Raw genomic sequence first — 20,961 nt, forward strand, 5'->3', positions numbered from 1 at the left:
ACGACGCACCACACTTGGTTAGCTCCAATGCGATCAGACGTCGCAACTGCCGCCAAAGTGGCTGATGGGATGACGCAATGAGCGCCTCCACCGTTGCCGACGTCGTCGCGCGCATGCGCGTCATCGCCGCCGAGAACGCCGCCGACGACGGCGCGGCCGTGTTCAACAGTGTCTATCTGCGTGTCACCGAGAGCATGTCCGACCGCCTCAGCGCAGGAGGATTCTTCAGCGACGGCGACTTCATGACCGAGCTGACAGTGCGATTCGCCAACTACTGGTTCGCCGCCTACGATGCCGTCGACACCGTGCCGAAGGCCTGGGAACCACTGCTCGCCATGCGATCTCGCCGCCAGATACTGCCGATCCAGTTCGCCCTGGCCGGCATGAACGCACACATCGAAAACGATCTTCCCCTGGCCGTCCTCGGCGCGTGCACGGCGCGCGACCGCACGCCTGACAGTCCCGGTGTGCGATCGGACTACGACAAGGTCAACGACCTGTTGGCCGACGCCGAGGCCGAGATCCGCCGCTCGTTTCTCAACGAACTCGAGCGAAGCGTCGATGACCGCCTCGCCCCGGTCGCTCACCTGGTGAGTGCGTGGAGCATCGACAAGGCACGCGATTTCGCGTGGATGACGACACTGACACTGTGGGAGCTGCAGCCGCTGAAACACCTGTACCGCGCGTTCCTGACCGGCATCGGGCACACCGTCGGCATGGGGTCTCGTCTGCTGTTGACGACGGTCGTCCCGGAGTGACGGCCCCCCACCTCGCCGAGACTGCACCCACCGCGGTCATACGACCCGCGGCGCCGCATGGAATGCGGTTTCGGCGGAGAGGGTCTAGAAAGGCAGCGCGAACTTCACGATCTTGCGCACCACGGTCGCGAACTGCCGCGGCAGCGGGCCGGTGTTGTAGGGCACGCCGTAGCGCTCGCAGATCTCGCGGACTTTCGGCGCGATCTCGGCATGCCGGAACGCCGGGATGTCCGGGAACAGGTGATGCTCGATCTGGAAGGACAGGTTGCCGGACAGGATGTGGAACAGCTTGCCGCCGTCGAGGTTGGCCGAGCCGAGCACCTGCCGGAAGTACCACTGCCCACGCGTCTCGGCCTTGGTCTCCTCGATGGAGAACTCCTGCACGTCCTCGGGGAAGTGCCCGCAGAAGATGATCATGTAGGACCACACGTTGCGCATCAGGTTGGCGGTCAGGTTGCCTGCGAACACCCACGGCGCGAACGGCCCGGCCAGCAGCGGGAACGCGACGTAGTCCTTGAGCGTCTGCCGCTTCGTCTTGTCCCAGATGCCACGCAGGATCTCGCGCTTGTCGGTCAACGTGATCTCACCGGAGGCGATCTTCTCGCTCTCCATCTCGTGCAACGCCACGCCGTACTGGAACAGCACCATCAGCAGGAACGCGTACACCGGGTTGCCCAGGTAGTACGGCCGCCACCTCTGGTCCGAGCTCATCCGCAGGATGCCGTAGCCGATATCGCGGTCCAGGCCGACGATGTTGGTGTACGTGTGGTGCATGTAATTGTGCGAGTGCCGCCACTGATCGGCCGGGCACGCGGTGTCCCATTCGAAGTTGCGGCTGGAGATCGCCGGGTCGCCCATCCAGTCGTACTGGCCGTGCATGACGTTGTGGCCGATCTCCATGTTGTCGATGATCTTGCTCAGCCCGAGCATCGCGGTGCCGGCCAGCCAGAACGGCGGGAAGATCCCGCCGAACAGCAGCGCCCGTCCGCCCACTTCGAGGCTGCGCTGCGCCTTGATCATCCGCCGGATGTAGGTGGCGTCGCGCTCGCCCAGGTCGGCGATGACGGCCTCCTTCAGCGCATCGAGCTCACGGCCGAACGCCTCGGCCTGCTCGGGGGTCAGGGTGATGGCCTTGCCCGCGACCGTCTTGGTGATGGTCTGCTGTTGCGGGGTGGTCGTGGTCGTGGTCGTGGTGTCCAGAAGGTCAGTCATGGTGCTCCCTCTCGTTGTCGCCGAGATTGCATCCGTTGCGGCCTTTCGGCGAAAAGCAGCGCGTGGAATGCGGTTTCGGCGGTTACAGGTTGATGTCGACGTCGCCGACGGGTGCGGTGACGCAGAGCTGCACGTCTTCTTCTTCGGCGGTCGAGACCACCCCGGTGATCACGTTGCGCACCACACCGCTGGTCTTGCGGCGCGTGCAGGAGAAGCAGATGCCCATCCGGCACCCGCTCTCGGGTGTCAGACCGGCCGACTCGGCCTGATCCAGCAGCGGTCGGCCGTCATCGGTGATCGCGACCGCACTCTCGGCGAAAGTCACTTGCCCACCGCTGGATTCGCCGGTGAACACCGGCGGGACGAAACTCTCCGACCGCGCGTCCGGATGGACGGCCCGCACCGCGTCGACGAGTGCCGACGGCCCGCACACGAAGACGGCGTCGGCCTCGAATGCGTGGTCCTCGAATCGCGGCGGCAGGTCGGATCCGCTCCGGTTGCGGGTAAAGCCGTGTCGCACCGTCACATTCGGCATCGTCCGGGCGATGTCGGCGAGCTCTGCGCGGTAGCAGGCCTCCTGCGCGGAGCGGGCGTAGTGGACGAACGTGATCTGCCCGCTGTGCCGCCGGTCCCGCAGCGTGCGCAGCATCGACATCACCGGCGTGATGCCACTGCCGCCGGAGACGAACAGCAGCCGGCCCGGGCCGTGCGGCAGCGTGAAGTCACCGCCGACGGAGTCCAGTCCGACGACCATGCCCGGCCGGGCGTGTTCGAACAGATACGTGGAGACCAGTCCGCCGTCGTGACGGCCGACGGTCAGTTCGATGTGCGCGTCACCCTCGGCGTTGGCCGGCGAGTACGGCCGGGTCCGCCGGCGTCCGTCGATCTCGACAGACAGGTTGATGTGCTGGCCGGCCCGGAACCCGGCGAAGGCCCGGTTCGGTGCCAGCGTCAACGTCACACTGCGCGGCGTGCTGCGTCGCACGGCCACCACCCGGGCCCGGGCGTCGCCGCGGGTCCAGGTCGGATCGACCAGTTCGGTGTAACGGTCGACCCCGTGCGGACCCGTCAGCAGGTCCAACAGGGACGACCGTCGCGCCCGAGTCAACGTTTCAGTGAACATGTGTACACCGTGCGCGCCATACTGCGAGCTCGTCAAGGGTTTGCTGCAGCTTGTGGTAGTTTTCACACAGTGAACAGTCGTACGCCCAGCTCGCGAACGGGACGTTCCAGGTCCCGGGAGAAGAGCGGGGAGACCCTGTCGCGCGAGGAACGTAAGGAAGCCACCCGCCGGGCGATCGTGGCCGCGGCGCTGCAGCTGCTCGCCGAACGCAGCTTCAGCGGGCTGAGCCTGCGCGAGGTCACCCGCGAGGCCGGCATCGTGCCGGCAGCGTTCTACCGGCATTTCGAATCCATGGAGGCCCTCGGCCTCGTGCTGATCGACGAGTCGTTCCGCGCGCTGCGCGAGATGCTGCGCGGGGCGCGGGCCGGCAAACTCGACCCGAACCGGGTGATCGAGTCCTCGGTGGACATCCTGATCGACGGGGTTCAGCAACGCCGCGAGCACTGGCGCTTCATCGGCCGCGAACGCTCCACCGGCGTCGCCGTGCTGCGGTACGCGATCCGCACCGAAATCCGTTTGATCACTTCGGAACTGGCGATCGACCTGGCCCGCTTCCCGAACCTCAACACATGGAGCAGCGAGGACCTCAACATCCTGGCCAGCGTGTTCGTCAACTCGATGATCGTGATCGCCGAGTCGCTCGAGGACACCACCGACCCTGCCGGGGTCGCCGAGATCCGCCGGATTGCGATCAAACAACTGCGGATGATCACTGTCGGCGTGGCGGGCTGGCGCAGCAGTTAACGTGACGGGCATGTCGTCCGTCGTCGAAATCAGCCATCCGCGGCCGGAGATCACCGTCGTGACCCTCAACCGGCCCGACAAGCTCAACGCGTTGTCCTACGAGCTGGTCGAGGAGCTGCACCGGTGCCTCGACACGCTCGCCGCCGACAACACCTGCCGCGTGGTGGTGCTGACCGGCGCCGGGCGCGGCTTCTGCGCCGGCCTCGACCTGAGCGCGCCCAACCCGGAGCAGACCGGCGGCGGCACCGAGTTCCCGCGCTCGGGCATGCGCTGGCAGGAACGCATCGCCGACCTCACCGCCAAGCTGCACCGGTTACGGCAGCCGGTGATCGCGGCGGTCAACGGCGTGGCCTACGGCGGCGGACTCGGCCTCGCCGCCGCGTGCGACATCCGGGTCGCGGCGCCGTCGGCGCGGTTCTGCACGCAGTTCATCAAGCTCGGGCTCGGCGGGTGCGACATCGGGGTGAGCTACACGCTGCCGCGCATCATCGGCGCCGGCCCGGCCTTCGACCTGATCCTGACCGCCCGCGCGGTCGACGCCGACGAGGCGTTGCGGCTCGGGCTGGTCTCGCGGGTGGCCGACCCGGTCCTCGACGAGGCGCTGGCGATCGCCGAGACCCTCTGCGGCTACGGCAAATTCGGGCTGGAATCGACCAAGCAGGTGCTGTGGGCCAACCTGGACGCGGGCAGCCTGGAGGCCGCGTTGCACCTGGAGAACCGCAGCCAGATCGTGGCGTCGACCAGCGGCGAGATGCGCGAGATGGCCGCCAAGATCCTGCGCAAGCCCTGACCCTCTCGCCGAGATTGCATCCCGTGCGGCCAGAATGCGGAAACGGCCGCGTGGAATGCGGTTTCGGCGAAAGAGAGGGGTAGGTCAGCGGGGGGTGCCGCCACCGTCGGCGATGATCACCTGGCCGGTGATGTAGCTTCCCGCATCCGAGGTGAGAAGCAAAGCGGGGCCGACCATTTCGTCAGCGCCGGCCAGACGTCCCAGCAACGTGCCGCCGACCATCCCGTCGATGGCCGCCTGCGGGTTCTTGCGCATCATGTCGGTGTCCACCGGTCCGGGGGCCAGCGCGTTGACCCGGATGCCGTGGTGCACGAACTCCGCGGCCATCGACCGGGTGAACGACATCATCGCGGCCTTCATCGACGCGTAGATCGACAGCATCGGCGCGAAGATGAACGCACCGACCGACACCATGTTCAGCACCGCGGCGTGCTCACTGGCCTTCAGATGCGGCAACGCCTCCTGCACCAGCAGCACCGGACCGCGCAGGTTGACCTCGAACGATTTGGTCAGCGCGTCGCCGGTCATCTGCCCGAACGGCTGCGCCAGCGGGTTCGCGGCATTGTTGACGACGACGTCCACCCCGCCGAACTCGGCGACGGTGCGTTCCACGAGCGTCCCGAGATCGTCGACCTCGCCGAGATGGGTGGGCACCCCGATCGCCGAACCGCCCAGTTCGCGCAGGTGCTGCGCGGCCCGCTCACATGCGTCGGCCTTGCGACTGGCGACCACGACGCGGGCGCCGGCGAGCACATAGCCCTCGGCCAGCGCCAGCCCGATCCCGCGGGTGCCGCCGGTGACGATCACAGTCCGGTCCGTCATGTCGAAAAGCCGGTCGAAGGAAGCCCGATCCATCAGAGGCACCCACCTTCGACGAGGCCGGAGTCACTGTCGTGCGCCGCTGTAATCCACATCACGCGATTGTGACAGCCCGGCCACACTCGCCCGCGACGAGGCCGACTTCGGCGCGGCGCCCTGCCGCCGCCGGACAGCCGCTCCGGATTTGCCCCTTTCCCGGCGCCCGGACAATTTGAATACATCTGCACAGGACGCCGCGGGTCCGTCGCCCGGCTCGCCCTCCGGGCAAGGATTGCCGAAAGCGAACCCTCGTCGCGCAAAGTCGGCAGGCCCCTCCATCGCATGAGCAATGCCTAGTCAAGACACTGCCGACGGCCCAAACCACCTCGGGCAGCGAATTATTGACAGATGAAGTACATTTCGAAGTGTGCGACGCCGGGGCGCCGGGCGACGCACGAAACGCGGGAGCGCAGTCCGCTACCGCCGGCGCCCGTGTGCGCTCAGATCGCGATGGAGCGATCTTCGAGGGGAGTCGCGATCTGAGCGCACGCTCACAGCGACCGCGCACTGGTGAACCGCCGGTGCAGGCCGGTGATCGGATCCGTGAACTCCAACGTCTGGGCGAGCAGCCGCAGTGGCGCCGAGAAATCCCCGGCGGCCACCTCGACGACGTCGGGGTAGAGCGGGTCCCCGTCGATCGGCAACCCCAGCGAGTTCATGTGCACCCGCAACTGGTGGGTGCGTCCGGTTCTGGGCGTGAGCCGATACCGGCCGTCGCCCATGTGCTCCACCACCGTCTCCGCGTTCGGCTCCCCCGGCTCCTCACAGGCCTGCAACGAGCCTCGCCGCTTGACGATCCGGCTTCGCACCGTCACCGGGAACTCGTGCCCGGTGTGCGGCGCCGACGACCGCGCGAGGTAGGTCTTGGCCACCTCCCCGCGCGCGAACAACGTCTGATACGCGCCGCGGACCGCGCGCCGGGTGGTGAACACCAGCACCCCCGCGGTCAACCGGTCCAGCCGGTGCGCGGGGCTGAGTTCGGGCACATCGAGCTCACGGCGCAGACGCACCAGGGCGGTCTCGGCGACGTGGCTGCCGCGCGGCATCGTCGCCAGGAAGTGCGGCTTGTCCACGACGACGACGTTCTCGTCCCGGTACACGATCGGCATGTCGAACGGCACCGGTACCTCGTCGGGCAGGTCACGGTACAGATACACCACCGAATTCGGTTGCAGCACAGTGGCCGCACCCACCACCTCACCGTCGGCGGTGAACACCTCGCCGTCGAGCACCTTCTGCGCGGCGGCTTCGCCGAACCGGTCGGCGAACTCCACCAGCACCGCGCCTCCACGCAGCCGCACCCGCGCGGGACCGAGTCCGTCACGCACCGGAAGCGGTGCGGGCCGCCTCAATTGAGCGGCACCGGCTCGAGGATCTCCGCACGCGCCTCCGGAGCGGCCGCGCGCAACGCGTCGGCGGACTCGTCGTCGGGCTGGGTCTGCGACAACACCTCGGCCTCGACGCGGGCCAGGTACGTCGCGACCTCGCGGTCGACGTCCTCGGCGCTCCAACCCAGCAGGGGCGCAACCACTTCGGCGACCTCACGGGCACAGTCCACCCCGCGGTGCGGGTACTCGATGGAGATCCGCATCCGGCGCGCCAGGATGTCCTCCAGGTGCAGTGCGCCCTCCGCAACCGCGGCGTAGGCCGCCTCCACCTTCAGGTACACCGGCGCCTCGGTGATCGGCTCCAGCAGTTCGGGCCGGTCGTCAGCCAACGAGAGCACCTCGCCGATCAGCGAACCGTACCGGTCCAGCAGATGCCGGACCCGGTACGGATGCAGACCGTAATACGCACCAACGCTTTGGGTCTGGTTGATCATCGCGAAGTACCCGTCGGCCCCGAGCAGCGGCACCTTCTCGGTGATCGACGGCGCCACCCGGGTCGGGATGAACTCCGCGGCCGCGTCGATCGCGTCCTGGGCCATCACCCGGTAGGTGGTGTACTTGCCGCCGGCAATGGCCACCAGGCCGGGCGCCGGCACCGCCACCGCGTGCTCGCGGGACAGCTTCGAGGTCTCCTCGCTCTCACCGGCCAGCAGTGGGCGCAACCCGGCGTACACGCCGTCGATGTCTTCGTGGCTCACCGGAGTGGCCAGCACCTTGTTGACCTCTCCCAGGATGTAGTCGATGTCGGCCTTGGTCGCCGCCGGGTGCGCGAGGTCGAGATTCCAGTCGGTGTCGGTGGTGCCGATGATCCAGTGCGTACCCCACGGGATGACGAACAGCACCGACTTCTCGGTGCGCAGGATGATCGCGACCTCGCTCACGATGCGGTCGCGCGGCACCACGATGTGCACGCCCTTGGACGCCCGCACCCGAAACCGGCCGCGCTGCTTGGACAATGCCTGGATCTCGTCGGTCCACACCCCGGTCGCGTTGACCACCACGTGGCCGCGCACCTCGGTGACCGCACCGTCCTCGGAGTCGCGTACCCGCACACCGGTGACCCGGTCCCCCTCCCGCAGCAGCGCCACCACCTGCGTCGAGGTCCGCACCACCGCGCCGTAGTGGGCGGCGGTGCGCGCCACGGTCATCGTGTGCCGGGCGTCGTCGACGACGGTGTCGTAGTACCGGATTCCGCCGATCAGCGAGCTGCGCTTGAGCCCGGGAGACAGCCGAAGCGCCCCCGCCCGCGTCAGATGCTTCTGCGGCGGAACCGATTTCGCGCCGCCGAGCTGGTCGTAGAGAAAGATCCCGGCCGCGATGTAGGGCCGCTCCCACCATCGGTTGGTCAACGGGAACAGGAACGGCAGCGGCTTGACCAGATGCGGGGCCAGTGTGGTCAGCGACAGCTCGCGTTCGTGCAGGGCCTCGCGCACCAGCCCGAACTCCAGCTGCTCCAGATACCGCAGGCCGCCGTGGAACATCTTGCTGCTGCGGCTGGACGTGCCGGAGGCGAAGTCGCGTGCTTCGACCAGTGCGACCTTCAGGCCGCGGGTGGCCGCGTCCAGCGCGGCCCCTGCCCCGACGATGCCGCCGCCGATGACGATCACGTCGAACTGCTCGCTGCCGAGCCGGTCCCAGGCGCGCTCCCGCTGCCGGGGGCTCAGAAACGTCTGGCCGTTGCCTGGAGCGGGGATCGGGTCACTCACGTTGACCGGCTCCTCGTTACTCGTCAGTACGGATGGTCGCCCCCAGGCTAGCCCGATGACGGGCACCCGGCGAGGAACGAGCCGCAACCCGCGAACGCAGATCAGTCCAGATCGTCGTGCGCCATCAGCCGGCGGGCGGCCTCGACGATCGACCCCGACAGCGACGGATACACCGACAGGGTCTGGGCCAGGTCGGTCACCGAGATGCGGTTCTGCACGGCCAGCGCGATCGGCAGGATCAGCTCCGAGGCGATCGGCGCGACCACCACCCCGCCGATCACCACGCCGGTGGCCGGCCGGCAGAAGATCTTGACGAAGCCGTGCCGCAGCAGCGACATCTTCGCGCGGGCGTTGGTGCTCAGCGGCAGCATCAACGTACGGGCCGGCACGCTGCCGTCGTCGATCGCCGACTGCGGGATGCCGACCGCGGCGATCTCGGGACGGGTGAACGTCGCCGAAGCCACTGTGCGCAGCCGGATCGGCGAGACGCCCTCCCCCAGCGCGTGGTACATCGCGATGCGGCCCTGCATGGCGGCCACCGAGGCCAGCGGCAGCAGACCGGTGCAGTCCCCTGCGGCGTACACACCGGGGGCGGGGGTGCGCGACACCCGGTCGACGGGGATGTAGCCGCCCGGCTTGAGTTCGATACCGACCCGCTCCAGGCCCAGGTGCTCGGTGTTCGGCACAGAACCGACCGTCATCAGTGCGTGGCTGCCCTCGACGACGCGGCCATCGGCGATCGCCACCCGGACACCGGTGTCGGTGCGGGTGACCGAGTCGGCGCGGGCGTTCTTGATCAGCGTCACGCCGCGCTCGTTGAACACCTCCTCCAGCACCGCCGCGGCGTCGGAGTCCTCGTGCGGCAGGATCTGGTCGCGGCTGGCCACCACCGTCACCCGCACGCCGAGTTCGGTGTAGGCGTTGCAGAACTCCGCGCCCGTCACCCCGGAGCCGACGATGATCAGGTGGCTGGGCAGCTCGGTCAGGTCGTAGACCTGGCGCCAGGTCAGGATCCGCTCGCCGTCGGGCACCGCGTTGGGCAGCACCCGCGGGCTGGCGCCGGTGGCGATCAGCACGACGTCGGCCTTGAGCACCCCCACTTTGCCGTCGTCGGTGGTGACCTTGACCCGGTGGTGGGCCATGCCGGCGATGTCGTCGACCAGCTCGCCGCGACCGCCGATGATGGTGACGCCCTGGTTGAGCAGTTGGCTGCCGATGTCGGCCGACTGCGATGCGGCCAGCGTCTTGACGCGGTTGTTGATCAACGGCAGCGAGATCTTCGCGTCCTCGATGCCGATGTCATAGCCCAGCCCCTCGGCGCGGCGCAGTTCGGTGCGCACCCCGGTCGCCGCGATCAGCGTCTTCGACGGCACACAGTCATAGAGCACGCATGCCCCGCCGAGACCGTCCTGGTCGATCACCGTCACCTGGGTGACGTCGCGGCCCCTGGCGGCTGCCACCAGGGCCGCCTCGTATCCCGCTGGCCCTCCGCCGATGATCACGATGCGCGTTACCACGGTTTCAACCTAGGCCACCGAGGTAGCCACGTCGTGGACAGCAGGGCCGTCCAGGTCCCGCCGGATGCCGACAGGGCGTCTAAGCTTCTCGCGTGCCGATCTACGCCGCCTACGGATCGAATATGCATCCCGAGCAGATGCTGCAGCGCGCCCCACACTCCCCGATGGCAGGGACGGGCTGGTTGCACGGGTGGCGGCTGACGTTCGGCGGCGCGGACATCACCTGGGAGGGCGCGCTGGCCACCATCGTCGAGGATCCGACGTCGAGGGTGTTCGTCGTGCTCTACGACGTGACCAAGGAGGACGAGGAGAACCTCGACCGCTGGGAGGGTTCGGAACTCGGCTTCCACAAGAAGATCCGGTGCCGGGTGGAGCGCACCTCCGGGTTCTCCTCGGACACCTCGCTGGAACCGGTGCTGGCGTGGCTGTATGTGCTCGACGCGTGGGAGGGCGGCATCCCGTCGGCGCGCTATCTCGGGGTGATGGCCGACGCAGCCGAAATCGCCGGAGCCCCAGCGGAATACGTGCATGATCTGCGGACCCGGCCGGCCGGCAACGTGGGTCCCGGCGCGTAGCGTCAGATCAGCGGCCAGTGCCGCAGCGCCATGTCGGCCAGCCGCTGCAGTTCTCGACGGCCGACGCCGTTGGCGGCCTGGACCGCGATCCCGTTCGCCACGGTCATCACATAGCGGGCCAGCAGCCCCGGATCGGCCTCCTGCGGCAGATCACCGTCCTTGACCGCCTCGCGGAAGCGCTCACGCAGGTGTGACACCGCGTCTTCGCGGCACTCGATCAGCACATCGCGGGCCGGCACCCCGGCCGTCCCCGCGGCCAACGAGCCCTGCACGACCAGACATCCCGCGGGGCCGCCGGGACGTGTGGTGGCGCGCACCGCACCGCGCAGGAACGCCTCGGCCACGGCGCGCGCCGTCGGCTCGGCCAGCGCGCCGGTGAGATAGCCACCGGGCCCGTCGAGGTAGCGGCGCAGGGCCGCCCGGAACAGCTCCTCCTTGTTGCCGAACGCCGCGTACATGCTGGTGCGGGTGATGCCCATGGCTTCGGTCAGGTCGGTCAGCGAGGCGCCTTCGAAGCCGCGCTCCCAGAACACCACCATGGCCCTGTCCAGTGCTTCGTCGATGTCGAAGCTTCTGGGCCGGCCGACCGAAGACGTTCTGGGCGCTCCCATTTCGCCGCGATCCTACCCCTTCTGCACCGATCGGTAGGGAGTGTTCGCCGCCGAACCGGCAATTCAGTACCGATCAGTGCAGAAGTGATACATTGATATTGCACCGATCGGTACAGAAAAGGATGGGGTCAACACATGGGCACACTTGAGAACAAGACCGCGGTCGTCACCGGCGGCAGCACCGGAATCGGACTGGCTGCGGCACAACGGCTCGCCGCCGAAGGCGCCCACGTCTTCATCACCGGCCGGCAACAGGCGGCACTCGACGACGCCGCCGCCTCCATCGGCTCCGCGGCCACCCCCGTGGCGGGCGACATCGCGCGCGCGGCCGATCTGGACCGGCTCTACGACGCGGTCCGGGAGCGCGGCCGGGGCCTCGACGTGCTCTTCGCCAACGCCGGGCTGGCCGTCCTCGGGCCACTGAGCCACGCCACCGAGCAGGACTACGAGCAGAACTTCGACGTCAACGTGCGCGGGACCTGGCTCACCGTGCAGAAGGCGGTGCCGCTGCTCAACGACGGTGCAGCCGTGATCGTGAACTCGTCCATCCGCGCCGACGACGGCTGGCCGAACTTCGGGCTCTACTCGGCGTCCAAGGCCGCCGTCCGGTCGCTGGTACGCAGCTGGGCCAATGAACTCAAGGACCGCGGCATCCGGGTCAACACGGTCTCGCCGGGCTCGATCGACACCCCGGCGCCCGAGAAACTCGTCGGACCGGAGGAAGCGGCGGCGTTCAAGGCAGAGCTGGCCAAGGGCGTGCCGATCGGACGGCTGGGCCTCCCGCAGGAAGTGGCGGGCGCGGTGGCGTTCCTGGCGTCGGCCGATAGCAGCTTCATCTACGGCGCGAACATCGACATTGACGGCGGTGAGCACCAGTTCTGAGCATTCGTGTCCGTCGGTCCACCAATTCATCGCCTTACGGTGACCTTATTGTTCCCTTAACTTTCTTAGAGTGCGTGTAGGGTGACGCCCAAGCGACCGTCGCAACGGAAGGAACCCGCATGCTGCAGTCTCCTGAGCGGATCATCCTGGTCACCGGCGCATCGAGCGGCGTCGGCGCCGACGTGGCCCGCCGCGTCGCAGGGCCGGACACCCACGTCGTCGTCCACCACCACGGAAGATCCGAGCGCGCCGAAGACGTCGCCCGGTCGATCCGCGCCGAGGGCGGGCACGCGTCGACGATCGCCGCCGACGTCCACGACGAGTTCGCCGTCTCGGCGATGCTCGACACCGTCCGGGCCCGTTTCGGCCGGCTGGACGCGCTGATCCTCGCCGCATCCGGCAGCCTGGTCGACGGCGGAGCCGCACGGCGGCTCGCGAAACTGGCGATGCCGCTGATGCCGTCCGGCGCCCGGATCGTGTTCGTCACCAGCCATCAGGCCCACTTCTACCCGCACAAGGCGGTGCCGAAGGGCTACGCCGGGATCGCGGCGAGCCAGCGGGCCGGCGAGACCGCGCTCTACGGCATGCGGTCGGAGTTCGCCCACGCCGGCATCGGTGTCACCGTGGTCTCCGCGGAGATGACCGACGACACCGTGATGGTGCCCGCCGTCGCCACCGCCGCGACCACCGCGCAGCCGTCCGGCATCGTCTACGTGGGCAGCGCCGGCTAGCTTTCGCGCTGTGCCGGCCGCGCTGCCGGGGTGGGCCACGGCGAGGGCACCGGCCGGTACCGGATCTTCTGGGGCCACCAGAACCAGCGGCCCAGCAAGGCCGCGATCGACGGCGTCATGAACGACCGGATCACCAGGGTGTCGAAGATCAGGCCCATGCCGATCGTGGTGCCGACCTGCCCGATGATCGTCAGGTCGCTGACCGCCATCGTCATCATGGTCAGCGCGAAGACCATGCCGGCCGCGGTGACCACCGACCCGCTGCCGCCCATCGTCCGGATCAGGCCGGTCTGCAGACCCGCGTGGACCTCTTCCTTGAGCCGGGCCACCACCAGCAGGTTGTAGTCCGCCCCCACCGCCAGCAGGATGATCACCGCCATCGGCAGCACCATCCAGTGCAGTTCGATGCCGATGATGTGCTGCCACACCAGCACCGACAGCCCGAACGATGCACCCAGGGACAGGACCACCGTGCCGACGATCACCGCGGCGGCGATGATCGCCCGGGTCAGGATCAGCATGATGATGAAGATCAGTCCGATCGCGGCGATTCCAGCGATCAACAGGTCGTACTTGGTGCCGTCGGCCATGTCCTTGAACGTCGCCGCGGTACCGCCGAGGTAGATCCTCGACCCCTCCAGCGGGGTGCCCTTGACCGCCTCCTTGGCCGCGACCTTCAGCGCGTCGATCTTCTCGATGCCGTCGGGCGAGAGCGGGTCACCCTCGTGGGCGATGATGAACCGCACGGCCTTGCCGTCGGGCGAGATGAACTGCTCGATGCCGCTCTGGAAGTCGGCGTTGTCGAAGGCCTCCGGCGGTAGATAGAACGAGTCGGCGTTCCAGGCGTCGTTGAACGCATCGCCCATCGCCCCGGCATCGACCTGCATCTCGGCGCCGGCCTCCAGCTGCCCCTTCTGGGTCTGGTACTGCGTGAGCATGTTGATGCGCTGGGATTTCATCGACTCGATCTGCGACGGCATCAGCGCGATCAGGTCGGGCATGATCGCGGCCATCCGCTCCAGATCCGGCAACAGTTCCTGAGTGTTCTCGGTAAGCAGGTTGGTGCCGTCGATCATGTCGAACAACGAGCGCATCGAGGTGCAGACCGGGATGTTGTAGCAGTGCGGTTCCCAGTAGAAGTAGTTGCGGATCGGCCGGATGAAGTCCTCCAGATCGGCGATGTGGTCCCGCAGCTCGGTGATGTCGGCGGTCATCGTCCTGGTCTTGGCCACCATGCTGGTGGTGATCTCCGACATCTGCGTCATGAGGCTCTGCATCTTCTCCATCGTGTTGATGGTGGTTTGCAGCGACTCCGCCTGAACGAGCATGTCGTCCATCCGGTCCAGCATGTACTTCTCGTTGAGCTGCTGGGTCGTGCCCTGGCGGCTCATGGCGTACGGGATCGTGGTGCTCTTGATCGGTTTGCCGTCCGGACGGGTGATCGTCTGCACCCGGCCGATGCCCTCGACGGCGAACAACCTCTTCGCGATCTTCTCGATGACGATGAAGTCGGCCGAGTTGCGCAGGTCGTGGTCGGTCTCGATCATCAGCACCTCGGGATTGAGGCGCGCCGGGGAGAAGTGCCGCTCGGCCGCGGCGTAACCGATGTTGGACTGGATGTCGTCCGGCAGGTAATTGCGGTCGTTGTAGCTGGTCTGGTAGCCGGGCAGGGCCAACAGGCCGATCAGCGACACCGCGACGCTGGCCACCAGGATGGCGGCAGGCCAGCGCACGGTGACCGCGCCGATCTTGCGCCAGCCGCGCACCCTCATGGCGCGCTTGGGTTCCAGCAACCCGAACTTGCTCGCGATCGTCACCACGGCAGGCCCGAACGTCATCGCCACCGCGATCAGCACCAGCATGCCCAGGGCCAACGGCACCCCGAGGCTCTGGAAGTACGGCAGCCGGGTGAAGCTCAGGCAGAACGTGGCCCCGGCGATGGTCAGGCCGGAGCCGACGATGACGTGCGCGGTGCCCCCGAACATCGTGTAGTACGCCGATTCCGCGCTCTCGCCGGACGACCTGGCCTCCTGGTAACGGCCGATCAGGAAGATCGCGTAGTCCACCGCGATCGCGATGGCCAGCGTCACCAGCAGGCTGGTCGCGAAGGTCGACAGCCCGATGATGTCGTGGAAGCCCAGGAACGCCACCGCGCCGCGCACGGTCATCAGGCTCAGCCCGACCATCACCAGGATCAGCAGCGTGGTGACGATCGAGCGGAAGAACAGCACCAGCATGATCGTGATGACCAGGAAGGTCAGCGCCTCGACCATCCGCATGCTGCTGTGGCCGGCCTCCTCCTGCTCGGCCGCCAGCGCCGACGCGCCGGTGACGTAGGCCTGCACCCCGGCGGGCGGCTGGCTCTCGGCCACCAGTTCCTGCACCGCGCGCACTGACTCGTTGGCCAGCGCCTCGCCCTGGTTACCCGCGAGATAGACCTGGAAGTAGGTGGATTTGCCGTCCGCGCTCTGCGCGCCTGCCGCGGTCAGCGGGTCGCTCCAGAGGTCCTGGACGTGCTCGACGTGTCTGGTGTCGGATTCCAGCGCGCTGATCAGGTCCGCGTAGTAGCTGCGCGTGTCGTCGCCGAGGGTCTGCTCCCCCTCCAGCACGATCATCACCGAACTGTTGGACTCGTACTCCTGGAACACCTTGCCGATGTGTTCCATCGAGATGACCGCGGGCGCGTCGTCGGGACTCATCGACACCGACCGCTGCTTGCCGACCTCTTCGAGCTGCGGCACCGAGACGTTCAGGAACGCGGCGAGCGCGACCCAGACCAGGATGATCGGGACCGAGGCGAGCCGGATGAGCCGGGCGATGCCGTAGAAGTGCGGCCTCGCCTCTTCGTCCAGGCGGCTCATCGGGTCCCGTCCACCGGCGACTCCTCCAGAAGAGTTAATCGAAAGTCGTTACGGCGCAGCCGCCTTCGACAGGAAGTGTGCAAACTACCGAGTTACACTAACCAACCGGCTAACTTCAGACAAGCCGGTTGGCTAACCGGTGACCTGCAGCGGGATCGAACGACGAAGTGATCTGGGATACAGTCGCCCAGATCCGGTGGTGCAGGAGGGGGGACGATGGCCAAGGCGGTTGCCACCCGGGGCTTCGCGCGCGAGCGGGTGCTCGAGGCCGCGCTGGAGCTCTTCGCCGACCACGGGGTCAGCGGCACCTCGCTGCAGATGATCGCCGACCGGCTCGGCGTGACCAAGGCCGCCGTCTACTACCAGTTCCACTCCAAGGACGACATCACGCTGGCCGTGGTCCGACCGGTCTACGACGACATCGAACATCTGCTGCGCATCGCCGAGACGCTGCCGGCCGCCGCGACCCGGCGCAACGTGGCGACCGCGGGCATGGTGGAGCTGATCATCCGGCACCGCCGCATCTCCAGCGTGTTCTACGGCGACCCGACCGTGCACCGGCTGCTCGAGGACAACGCCGAGTTCCGCGGCCTTGGCGACCGGCTCGCCGCCCTGCTGCTCGGCCCTGACCCCGACACCGCCACCCGGGTGGCGATCTCCGTGCTCATCGCCGGCATCCACGGCTGTGTCACCGACCCCACGGTCGCCGACCTCGACGACGCCGAACTGCAGCAGGTGCTGCTGGCGCTGACCAAGACGTTTCTCGACGTGTGCGTGCCGATCGACTGAGCGTGCGCATCGCGCTGCGCGAGCGTGCGCAAACTTCCCGAATTGCTCGGCGTGGCGCCCGCAGACACGCACGCTCGCGGGAATGGGGCTGGGCGGGAATGGGGCTGGGCTACAGCGCGGCGGCGCTCTGCTCGACCAGGTTGACCATCAGGCGCACGCCGACACCGAGGGCGCGCTCGTCGAGGTCGAAGGTGGGCTGGTGCAGATCCAGCTGCGGGCCGCGGCCGCTCCACACCCCCAGCCGCGCCATCGCGCCGGGCACCTCCTCCAGATACCAGGAGAAGTCCTCGCCGCCGCCGGACTGCTTGGTGTCGGCGAGCACGCCGGGACCGATCTCCTCGATCGCGTGGGTCATGATCCGGGTGGAGATCTCTTCGTTGACCACCGGTGGCACCCCGCGGCGGTACTGCACCACATGCTCGACACCCAGCGGCGCCAACAACGACGAAATCGTCTCCTGCACAATGTCTTCGAGTGTCAGCCAGGTCTGGCGGCTGGCCGTGCGGATGGTGCCGGTCAGCGTGCCGGTCTGCGGGATCGCGTTCGCGGCCATCCCCGCGTGCACCGCGCCCCACACCATCACCGTGCTGTTACGCGGATCGATGCGCCGCGACAGCACCCCCGGCACCCCGGTGATCAGCGTGCCGAGCGCATAGACCAGATCGCCGGTCAGATGCGGACGCGAGGTGTGCCCGCCCGGTGAGTGCAGCGTCACCTCGATGTGGTCGGCCGCCGAGGTGATCGGCCCCGGTTTCACCGCGACCCGGCCTACCGGCAGGTGCGGATCGCAGTGCAACGCGAAGATCCGCGACACCCCGGTGAGCGCGCCCGCGGCGATCGCGTCGAGCGCACCGCCGGGCATCAGCTCCTCGGCAGCCTGGAAGACCAACCGCACCCCGACGGGCAGCTCGGTCTCCGACGCCATCGCCAGCGCCGCGCCGAGCAGCACCGCGGTGTGGCCGTCGTGGCCGCAGGCGTGCGCGACGTTGGGCACCTCCGAGGAGAACGGCAGACCGGTGCGCTCAGCCATCGGCAACGCGTCCATGTCGGCGCGCAGCGCCACCCGCGGCGCATCCTCGGGGCCGAAGTCGCACGTCAGGCCCGTCCCGCCGGGCAGCACCTTCGGGCTGAGGCCGGCCTCGGCCAGCACTGAGGCCACGAACTGCGTCGTCTTGAACTCCTGGCGCCCGAGCTCGGGGTGGCGGTGCAGGTGCCGACGCCACCCGACCAGGTCGTCGTGGTGCTCGCTGAGCCAGCGCGCCGCCGCATGCTTCAACACGCTCATGCCGCCCGCCTCTGCCAGTGCTCCAGCACCCGGTCCCGTTCGGTGTCGGATTCGGCCAACGCGACCACGGTGCGCGCCAGCATGATCGCGCCCTCGACGACCGCGGTGTCGGCGCTGGCGTTCACCGCCGCGGCGGCGAAGGCGGGCTGGTGGATCGACGCGCCCCCCGCGTCGACGCCGACGACCGGATGGATGCCGGGCATCACCTGGGTGACGTTGCCCATGTCGGTGCTGCCCAGCGGTACCGACGCCTCCAGCTCCGCGGGCAGCGGGGTGCGGCCCACCCGCGTCATCTCGGCGCGGAACGTCTCGGCCATCCAGGGGTCGGGGGTCAGCTCGGCGTAAGCCGGTGCCGTCTCGGCGACCAGGTGCTCGCAGCCGGTGGCCAGGGCGCCCGCGGCGAAGCAGCCGGCCATCCGGGATTCCAACGCGCGCAACGACTCCGAGTCGGTCGCCCGCATCGTGTAGCGCATCTCGGTGTGCCCGGGGATGACGTTGGAGGCCTGACCGCCGTCGGTGACGATGCCGTGCACCATCTGCCCGGGCGCGAGCTGCTGGCGCAGCAACCCGATGGCCACCTGCGCGACGGTGACGGCGTCGCCGGCGTTGACGCCCAGATACGGGGCGACCGCGGCGTGCGCTTCGCGACCGGTGTAGCCGATCGTCATCTCCGAGAGCGCCAGCGACCGCGCCGCCGCGATGTCGACGGGTCCGGGGTGCAGCATCACCGCAGCGGCGATGTCGTCGAACACCCCCGCTTGCAGCATCAGCGCCTTGCCGCCGCCCAACTCCTCGGCGGGGGTCCCCAGCAGCACGACCGTCAGACCGAGCGCGTCGGCGACCTCGGCCAGCGCCAGCGCGGTGCCGACCGCCGAGGCCGCGATGATGTTGTGCCCGCAGGCGTGCCCGAGGTCGGGCAGCGCGTCGTACTCGGCGCAGACCCCGACCACCAGCGGCCCACTGCCGTACACGGCACGGAACGCGGTCTCCAGGCCGGCGACACCCGTGGTGATCGCGAAGCCGCGCTCGGCCACCAGCGCCTGGGTCTTGGCGCAGCTGCGGTGCTCGGCGAACGCGAGTTCAGGTTCGGCGTGGATGGCGTGGGAGAGCTCGACCAGGTCACCCCGACGCCGCCGGACCACGTCCTCGACGCAGGTCGACGCGGCAACGGTGGGCATGCAGGCAAGTATCTCACTGCACAAACACCCCTACTAAGCTGCGGTCTGTGGAAGACCCGGCGACAGCTGCCGCGCGCGCGGCCGACGCGCTGCGCACACGCACCGGCAGCGACGCCCATGACGTTGCGGTGGTGCTCGGATCCGGCTGGGCGCCGGCCGCCGCGCAGCTCGGCGATCCGACCGCCGCCGTGCCGATGGCCGAACTGCCCGGCTTCACCCCGCCCAGCGCGCAGGGCCACGGCGGCCAGGTGCTGTCGCTGCGGGTCGGTGCGCACCGCGTGCTGGTGCTGCTCGGCCGCATCCATGCCTACGAGGGCCACGACCTGCGGCACGTGGTGCACCCGGTGCGGACCGCGTGTGCGGCCGGCGTGCATACCGTGGTGCTGACCAACGCCGCGGGCGGGCTGCGCGCGGACTTCTCCGTCGGCGAGCCGGTGCTGATCAGCGACCACCTGAACCTGACCGCACGCTCACCGCTGGTGGGCGCGCAGTTCGTGGACCTGGTCGACGCGTACTCGCCTCGCCTGCGTGCCCTGGCCCGCGAGATCGAACCCGACCTCGCCGACGGCGTGTACGCCGGACTGCCCGGCCCGCACTACGAGACGCCGGCCGAGATCCGGATGCTGCGCACGCTCGGCGCGGACCTGGTGGGCATGTCGACGGTGCACGAGACGATCGCGGCCCGGGCCGCGGGCGCGGACGTGCTGGGCATCTCCCTGGTGACGAACCTGGCGGCGGGAATGACGGGCCAGCCGCTGAGCCACGACGAGGTGTTGGAGGCGGGCCGTCAGTCGGCCACCCGGATGGGTTCCCTGCTCTCGTCGGTGATCGCCCGGCTCTGATCGCGGTCACGGCCGAACCGGCGGGTCGCCCACAGCACCGCGTGTGCCAGCAGCGGTGCCGCGAAGAGCATCAGCAGGATCCGCACCACCTGCGCGGCGATGACGAACGTGACGTTGGAGCCGGTCTCCACGGCGGTGGCCAGCACCGCGTACACCCCACCGGGGCTGGTCGCCAGATAACCCTCCAGCGGGGTCAGCCCGGCGACGCGGGCCAGCAGCACGCCCAGCCCGGCCGTCGCGACCCCGAGGAACACGATCAGTGCCACCGCGGCGGGCAACAGCCGACCGATCTCACGCAGCGACTCCCGGGTGAACGCCAGCCCGGCCTGCCACCCGATCAGCATGTAACCGGCCTGCACCAGCAGCTCCGGCACGGTCAACCCGAACGACAGCCCGCTGATCTCCAGCACGACCGTCAACGCCAGTGGACCCAGCAGCCCGGCGCCCGGGAGCCTGATCAACCGGCCTCCGGTCGCCCCGACGAGCACCAACGCGGTCATCAGCGCCACGCTCAGATACCAGGGCGCCGCATCGGCCCGGGCGACGTCGACCACGCTGTGGGAGCGGTCGGCGTGATAAATCAAGGTGACCACGACCGGCATGGACGCGGTGACCAGAGCGACCCGCAGGTACTGCACGACCGCCACCACGCGGTCGTCGCCGCCGAGTTCGCGCGCGATCGCGACCAGACCGGACGCGCCGCCGGCGACCAGAGCCAGTGAGCCGGTCAGCGGGGTGACGTCACGGCGCACGCCCAGCAACGCACCGGCGATCACACTGAGCACCAGCGTGCCGAGGACGACGGCGAGCACGATCGCCCAGTCGTCCTTCAGCGCGGGCAGCGCGTCCTGCTGGACCATCGTGCCGATGTAGACGCCGAGCACGCCCTGTGCCGCGACGCCGAGCCGGCGCGGAACCGCTTTGGGACCCCGGGACCACAACGCCACCGCGATCCCGACCACCAGCGCGGCGAACAGCGCCGCCGACGGCACCCCCACCAGGGTCAGCGGAACGGTCACCGCGACGGTGAGCGCGAGAAGCAGCGCCCAGCCCGGGAGGTGTCGCCAGAATGCCCACTTCGTCATTGACGCCAAGTATCCTCTTGCCATAA

At 68.8% G+C, this 20,961-nt stretch carries 19 protein-coding genes; 8 read left to right on the forward strand and 11 right to left on the reverse strand.

Going from position 1 to position 20,961, the window contains the following annotated elements; translation table 11 throughout:
- The first annotated feature begins 77 nt into the window (after positions 1-77).
- Positions 78-758: a DUF5995 family protein gene (locus MVA01S_RS03545; protein ID WP_003929334.1), complete on the forward strand. Its 681-nt coding sequence runs from the start codon at positions 78-80 to the stop codon at positions 756-758.
- A gap of 84 nt (positions 759-842) precedes the next feature.
- On the opposite strand, the gene MVA01S_RS03550 is transcribed toward MVA01S_RS03545, so the two are convergent.
- Together MVA01S_RS03550 and MVA01S_RS03555 are read right to left on the reverse strand one after the other, a co-directional pair.
- Positions 843-1,970: a fatty acid desaturase family protein gene (locus MVA01S_RS03550; protein ID WP_003929333.1), complete on the reverse strand. Its 1,128-nt coding sequence runs from the start codon at positions 1,968-1,970 to the stop codon at positions 843-845.
- 82 nt (positions 1,971-2,052) lie between these two features.
- A complete protein-coding gene (locus MVA01S_RS03555; protein ID WP_040540478.1) occupies positions 2,053-3,093 on the reverse strand; it encodes a flavin reductase family protein in 1,041 nt (346 codons plus the stop codon).
- Positions 3,094-3,162: 69 nt separating this feature from the next.
- Here MVA01S_RS03555 and MVA01S_RS03560 point away from each other — a divergent pair, with 69 nt between their 5' ends.
- Together MVA01S_RS03560 and MVA01S_RS03565 are read left to right on the forward strand one after the other, a co-directional pair.
- The gene (locus MVA01S_RS03560) at positions 3,163-3,837 is read left to right on the forward strand and encodes a TetR family transcriptional regulator (protein ID WP_040540480.1); all 675 of its coding nucleotides are present in this window, start codon (positions 3,163-3,165) and stop codon (positions 3,835-3,837) included.
- Positions 3,838-3,847: 10 nt separating this feature from the next.
- Positions 3,848-4,627, forward strand: coding sequence for an enoyl-CoA hydratase/isomerase family protein (locus tag MVA01S_RS03565; RefSeq protein WP_003929330.1), 780 nt, complete (start codon positions 3,848-3,850; stop codon positions 4,625-4,627).
- 84 nt (positions 4,628-4,711) lie between these two features.
- Here the strand turns inward: MVA01S_RS03565 and MVA01S_RS03570 are convergent, their stop codons facing one another.
- The 4 genes from MVA01S_RS03570 to MVA01S_RS03585 all read right to left on the reverse strand — a co-directional run bounded on the left by MVA01S_RS03570 (position 4,712) and on the right by MVA01S_RS03585 (position 10,096).
- Complete coding sequence (locus tag MVA01S_RS03570; RefSeq protein ID WP_003929329.1) at positions 4,712-5,482, reverse strand: SDR family NAD(P)-dependent oxidoreductase; 771 nt, start codon at positions 5,480-5,482, stop codon at positions 4,712-4,714.
- Between the two features lie 494 nt (positions 5,483-5,976).
- Complete coding sequence (locus tag MVA01S_RS03575; RefSeq protein WP_040540482.1) at positions 5,977-6,837, reverse strand: pseudouridine synthase; 861 nt, start codon at positions 6,835-6,837, stop codon at positions 5,977-5,979.
- Positions 6,834-8,579: a glycerol-3-phosphate dehydrogenase/oxidase gene (locus tag MVA01S_RS03580; protein WP_060941541.1), complete on the reverse strand. Its 1,746-nt coding sequence runs from the start codon at positions 8,577-8,579 to the stop codon at positions 6,834-6,836. The genes MVA01S_RS03575 and MVA01S_RS03580 overlap by 4 nt, the downstream gene beginning before the upstream one ends.
- A gap of 101 nt (positions 8,580-8,680) precedes the next feature.
- Positions 8,681-10,096 (reverse strand): NAD(P)H-quinone dehydrogenase, encoded by a 1,416-nt coding sequence (locus MVA01S_RS03585; protein WP_003929482.1) that lies wholly within the window; start codon positions 10,094-10,096, stop codon positions 8,681-8,683.
- A 92-nt stretch (positions 10,097-10,188) separates the two neighbouring features.
- On the opposite strand from MVA01S_RS03585, the gene MVA01S_RS03590 reads away from it, so the two are divergent.
- Positions 10,189-10,671, forward strand: coding sequence for a gamma-glutamylcyclotransferase family protein (locus MVA01S_RS03590; protein ID WP_003929481.1), 483 nt, complete (start codon positions 10,189-10,191; stop codon positions 10,669-10,671).
- Between the two features lie 2 nt (positions 10,672-10,673).
- On the opposite strand, the gene MVA01S_RS03595 is transcribed toward MVA01S_RS03590, so the two are convergent.
- A complete protein-coding gene (locus MVA01S_RS03595) occupies positions 10,674-11,282 on the reverse strand; it encodes a TetR/AcrR family transcriptional regulator (protein ID WP_040540483.1) in 609 nt (202 codons plus the stop codon).
- A 135-nt stretch (positions 11,283-11,417) separates the two neighbouring features.
- Between MVA01S_RS03595 and MVA01S_RS03600 the strand changes: the two genes are divergently transcribed.
- Positions 11,418-12,164: an SDR family NAD(P)-dependent oxidoreductase gene (locus MVA01S_RS03600; RefSeq protein WP_003929479.1), complete on the forward strand. Its 747-nt coding sequence runs from the start codon at positions 11,418-11,420 to the stop codon at positions 12,162-12,164.
- Positions 12,165-12,283: 119 nt separating this feature from the next.
- Positions 12,284-12,895 carry an SDR family oxidoreductase gene (locus MVA01S_RS03605; RefSeq protein WP_003929478.1) on the forward strand — a complete coding sequence of 204 codons (612 nt, stop codon included), beginning with the start codon at positions 12,284-12,286 and terminating at the stop codon, positions 12,893-12,895.
- Here the strand turns inward: MVA01S_RS03605 and MVA01S_RS03610 are convergent.
- Entirely contained in the window at positions 12,892-15,756 is a 2,865-nt protein-coding gene (locus MVA01S_RS03610) for an MMPL/RND family transporter (RefSeq protein ID WP_003929477.1), read from the reverse strand. The genes MVA01S_RS03605 and MVA01S_RS03610 overlap by 4 nt on opposite strands.
- A 216-nt stretch (positions 15,757-15,972) precedes the next feature.
- On the opposite strand from MVA01S_RS03610, the gene MVA01S_RS03615 reads away from it, so the two are divergent.
- Positions 15,973-16,545, forward strand: a complete 573-nt coding sequence (locus MVA01S_RS03615) for a TetR/AcrR family transcriptional regulator (protein ID WP_003929476.1) — start codon at positions 15,973-15,975, stop codon at positions 16,543-16,545.
- A 109-nt stretch (positions 16,546-16,654) separates the two neighbouring features.
- Here MVA01S_RS03615 and MVA01S_RS03620 read toward each other — a convergent pair whose 3' ends face one another.
- Together MVA01S_RS03620 and MVA01S_RS03625 are read right to left on the reverse strand one after the other, a co-directional pair.
- Complete coding sequence (locus MVA01S_RS03620) at positions 16,655-17,830, reverse strand: M20 family metallopeptidase (protein WP_003929475.1); 1,176 nt, start codon at positions 17,828-17,830, stop codon at positions 16,655-16,657.
- Positions 17,827-19,008 (reverse strand): M20 family metallopeptidase, encoded by a 1,182-nt coding sequence (locus MVA01S_RS03625; RefSeq protein ID WP_003929474.1) that lies wholly within the window; start codon positions 19,006-19,008, stop codon positions 17,827-17,829. Before MVA01S_RS03625 ends, MVA01S_RS03620 begins: the two co-directional genes overlap by 4 nt.
- 47 nt (positions 19,009-19,055) lie before the next feature.
- Here MVA01S_RS03625 and MVA01S_RS03630 point away from each other — a divergent pair, with 47 nt between their 5' ends.
- Positions 19,056-19,850: a purine-nucleoside phosphorylase gene (locus MVA01S_RS03630; RefSeq protein ID WP_003929473.1), complete on the forward strand. Its 795-nt coding sequence runs from the start codon at positions 19,056-19,058 to the stop codon at positions 19,848-19,850.
- On the opposite strand, the gene MVA01S_RS03635 is transcribed toward MVA01S_RS03630, so the two are convergent.
- A complete protein-coding gene (locus MVA01S_RS03635; RefSeq protein ID WP_003929472.1) occupies positions 19,796-20,935 on the reverse strand; it encodes an AbrB family protein in 1,140 nt (379 codons plus the stop codon). The two genes, MVA01S_RS03630 and MVA01S_RS03635, sit on opposite strands and share 55 nt — an antisense overlap.
- Between the last annotated feature and the right edge of the window lie 26 nt (positions 20,936-20,961).

Source organism: Mycolicibacterium vaccae NBRC 14118 = CIP 105934 (assembly GCF_001552715.1).
Lineage (GTDB): Bacteria > Actinomycetota > Actinomycetes > Mycobacteriales > Mycobacteriaceae > Mycobacterium > Mycobacterium vaccae.

Bases quoted from the DNA above. Each gene is read 5' to 3' on its own strand.
- MVA01S_RS03545 (WP_003929334.1), top strand. From the start codon at position 78: ATGAGCGCCTCCACCGTTGCCGACGTCGTCGCGCGCATGCGCGTCATC.
- MVA01S_RS03550 (WP_003929333.1), bottom strand. From the start codon at position 1,970: ATGACTGACCTTCTGGACACCACGACCACGACCACGACCACCCCGCAA.
- MVA01S_RS03555 (WP_040540478.1), bottom strand. From the start codon at position 3,093: ATGTTCACTGAAACGTTGACTCGGGCGCGACGGTCGTCCCTGTTGGAC.
- MVA01S_RS03565 (WP_003929330.1), top strand. From the start codon at position 3,848: ATGTCGTCCGTCGTCGAAATCAGCCATCCGCGGCCGGAGATCACCGTC.
- MVA01S_RS03570 (WP_003929329.1), bottom strand. From the start codon at position 5,482: ATGGATCGGGCTTCCTTCGACCGGCTTTTCGACATGACGGACCGGACT.
- MVA01S_RS03595 (WP_040540483.1), bottom strand. From the start codon at position 11,282: ATGGGAGCGCCCAGAACGTCTTCGGTCGGCCGGCCCAGAAGCTTCGAC.
- MVA01S_RS03600 (WP_003929479.1), top strand. From the start codon at position 11,418: ATGGGCACACTTGAGAACAAGACCGCGGTCGTCACCGGCGGCAGCACC.
- MVA01S_RS03605 (WP_003929478.1), top strand. From the start codon at position 12,284: ATGCTGCAGTCTCCTGAGCGGATCATCCTGGTCACCGGCGCATCGAGC.
- MVA01S_RS03610 (WP_003929477.1), bottom strand. From the start codon at position 15,756: ATGAGCCGCCTGGACGAAGAGGCGAGGCCGCACTTCTACGGCATCGCC.
- MVA01S_RS03615 (WP_003929476.1), top strand. From the start codon at position 15,973: ATGGCCAAGGCGGTTGCCACCCGGGGCTTCGCGCGCGAGCGGGTGCTC.
- MVA01S_RS03620 (WP_003929475.1), bottom strand. From the start codon at position 17,830: ATGAGCGTGTTGAAGCATGCGGCGGCGCGCTGGCTCAGCGAGCACCAC.
- MVA01S_RS03625 (WP_003929474.1), bottom strand. From the start codon at position 19,008: ATGCCCACCGTTGCCGCGTCGACCTGCGTCGAGGACGTGGTCCGGCGG.
- MVA01S_RS03635 (WP_003929472.1), bottom strand. From the start codon at position 20,935: ATGACGAAGTGGGCATTCTGGCGACACCTCCCGGGCTGGGCGCTGCTT.